The following is a 3,178-nucleotide window of genomic DNA, read 5'->3' on the forward strand; positions in this document are numbered from 1 at the left end:
CAGCTGGCGGAACTGGCGCCGTGGAGTGAAAAACTTCAATCTATCAAAAATCGCATGTGAATTATAGTGAATTACTCCAACTCACAAAGGGCTGGGGTAATTTTGTATCTGACCGCATTAATATTTGGCGCTTACTTTATATCCAATAAAACAGAATTTATTTTTAATAAATATATATTTTTTAACCTTATATTATTTCCAAATATGTCTAATTGATATATGCAAAACAAATACGGAGAGTCCTTACACTCTCCGCCTCCCATCTTTCATTTTACAATACACTATCGCCACCGCCATACTTACAAATGTCGCCACAATCGCAGGTGCGATAATTCCCGCGGAGTTCACGCTCCCGTACTGGCTGCGGTAAGCAATCATATTTACCGGAATAAGCTGCAGTGACGATATATTCAGTATCAAAAACGTACACATCTCGTTACTCGCAACTCGCTCTATCCTACCGTTTTTTGTATCCCCTCTCTCAGACAGGTATCCCGACATCCCCCTCTCTGCTTCCAGCTTCGCCAACTCCTCCATAGCCTTTAACCCGCCTTGTGTCAAGTTAGTGGCACGAACTTATTAATAATTTTGATACTGCAAAAATTACATTTCAAATTTTTCTATCCTACATTGATGTTTTCTGCTTTTCTTCTCATAATTGATTCCGACAAGCAAAATATTTCCTTTATACTCTTTAAGAACAGACACATATCCTTTACTTTTAATCTGACTGATTGCTCCTTCTGCGGTTTTATCCCATTTTAGTTCCACAACCAATGCCGGATTTAAAGATGTACGTTTAGGAAGGAAAACCATATCAGCAAATCCATTTCCTGTCGGCAATTCTCTTACAAGAGTATAATCTCTGCATGCACTATAATATGCCAGCGCAATCACACTGCTCAAAGAAATCTCATTGTTATATATCAGACTGGAAGAACTTTTCATATGGACTTCTTGTATCATCTGTGCCACAGCTTTTTCGTTCATCTCCAAAGTTGCCTTAAGTAAAGCTTCCGATGCATCAACCGCCTTTATTACTTCTTCCCACCCATCATTTCTAATCGCTCGCAAAAAAACACTCCTCACCTCATCATTTGGAATAAAAACTTTTTTTGTCTTACTATCATAAGCCAGATATCCCATATGAATTAGCAGGGTAATAACATCATCTGCAGACTTAAATGAAGTAATATCGTTTTGAAATGATTCCACGTCAATACTACATCTCTGATTTCCCAGCATGTTTACAATCAATTGTCTTAACCCATCAAAATCCATTGCAATATACGTCATCAAAGACTCATACGTCTCTGTTCCAGACCAATAATTCCCAAATTCCCTGCTATCTACAGCTTCAATTACAGAGTTAGGGCTATAAATATGTCCTATCTTTTCAAAATAATATCCGTCATACCATCTTTGCATCTCTTTAAATGGCATATCATGTCCTTTGCAAATAGTCCTTACCTCTGTCTCCGTAAATCCGACATACTCCGCCATCTGTCTTGGACTGACCATTGTATGCTCCCGAAAATTATTTAAAGCTGACTGTGTGCCGTATTTCTTAATTGGTAAAATTCCCGTAATATAAGCAAGCTTTAAAAAAGCTCCCGATGGCGTTCCTTTAAATAATCCTCTCAAAAGATTGATATATTCCTTCTGAAGATTTTCATTATTTTTGTCCTCCCGGAACAGACAGTCCCATTCATCAATAATAATGATAAACTGTTCTTTTGTCATAACATTGATTTTTGCCAATACCGATGGCAATGAAATGTCATCGTCTCGGACATATTCGGCGTATTCCTCCCTTAACTCGGCTATCACCTGTTCCTGAATATAACTCACTACTTTAAGAGTTGAATCTCTCTTCATTTCCTCAAGCGCATTTCCGTACATCCACTGGATATCCAAAAAGATTACATTATACTTATTTAAATGCACTTTGAAAAATTCATTCTGACTTATTTGAAGTCCTTCAAACAGCTTTTCAGAATGACATCCTTTACTGTAATACGCTGCCAGCATAGTTACCGCCATTGTTTTCCCAAACCTTCTTGGTCTGCTGGAGCAAATCAACGGTCTGTCTTTTCCGATACGGCTATTCGTATATTTAATTAGTTCCGTCTTATCCACATATAATTCAGAATTAACAGAAACCACAAACTGTTCATTTCCCGGATTTAAATATATTCCCATACTTATACACTCCCTACTGTTTAAAATGCATTCTATACATAACAGTAATAATCATTTTGTGCAATACTCTTATTAATGCACTTATTGATATCTTCCTCGCGTTTAGCATTCCAATCCTTGGGATAATATGTCGCTTCAATCATGGTAAGTGTAAGTCCCGCTATTTTTGATATAAATACAGGATTAATCATATTATCAACCATCATTTGAATAACCATGTTTTTAATCGGCTCTACAGCCAATGTCTTTTTATTTTTGCACTCATCCTCCATTACCCCAAAGTCCTGTGCTGCATTATAAAACCATGTATTAAGACTTTCCACCCGAAATTTGCCCTTATATTTGTATAAATACTCAAAAAAATTATCCTCTTCCTTAATGGGTTCCTTGTTTTTAGATTCTGCATATTTTAATGCCGCACACAAATCCCTTGACAATCCACAAGGTATATTGACAGCTATACCATTTATAAGCAATTTTTTATAATCTTTTGTGATATCTGATTTTTTTATACTTGTAATCACACCTCTTTTGGCTGGTGCAATTAATGTCAGCTTAATAAACAGTCTTAAGATTATTCTCTGAAGATGTCTTTCTTCCTCTCTGATTCCGGCAGGTTTATTCTGAAAATTATCAATAGCTTTATCCAGTTCCATTAAAATAATTTTGATATCTTCACATTTATAGCTTCCTCTCTCTACAGGTTCCAACAAGCTATATTTATCAACGATGTCATCTTTAAATTTACTGTAATTGTAATCCGAAAAAATATCAGTTGTTTTACCAGTCTCACTTAAGTAATCATAAAAACTTTTAACCGATTCAACCCGGATTCTCGAAAACGTGACGATGAATTTTCGCCACACTTAGCCGAATTCCCTGAATTTTATTGATAAAACCACCATTTTGCACTTGATTAACTCATCGTCATGTTTTATGATGGAGGTATAAACATGACGAGGTGATTGTATGTCGA

At 36.1% G+C, this 3,178-nt stretch carries 2 protein-coding genes and 1 pseudogene; all 3 read right to left on the reverse strand.

What is annotated here, in order from left to right; genetic code table 11:
• Positions 1-243 precede the first annotated feature (243 nt).
• Positions 244-558 (reverse strand): annotated as a pseudogene (locus D5281_RS24415) (nucleoside recognition protein); the annotation flags it as partial.
• Positions 559-603: 45 nt separating this feature from the next.
• Positions 604-2,202 carry an AAA family ATPase gene (locus D5281_RS24420; RefSeq protein ID WP_160562463.1) on the reverse strand — a complete coding sequence of 533 codons (1,599 nt, stop codon included), beginning with the start codon at positions 2,200-2,202 and terminating at the stop codon, positions 604-606.
• Between the two features lie 32 nt (positions 2,203-2,234).
• Complete coding sequence (locus tag D5281_RS24425; RefSeq protein WP_160562464.1) at positions 2,235-3,068, reverse strand: hypothetical protein; 834 nt, start codon at positions 3,066-3,068, stop codon at positions 2,235-2,237.
• Positions 3,069-3,178: the final 110 nt, after the last annotated feature.

The sequence above is a fragment of the Parablautia muri genome (genome assembly GCF_009917485.1).
Taxonomy (GTDB): Bacteria; Bacillota; Clostridia; order Lachnospirales; family Lachnospiraceae; genus Suilimivivens; species Suilimivivens muri.

Bases quoted from the DNA above. Each gene is read 5' to 3' on its own strand.
- D5281_RS24420 (WP_160562463.1), bottom strand. From the start codon at position 2,202: ATGGGAATATATTTAAATCCGGGAAATGAACAGTTTGTGGTTTCTGTT.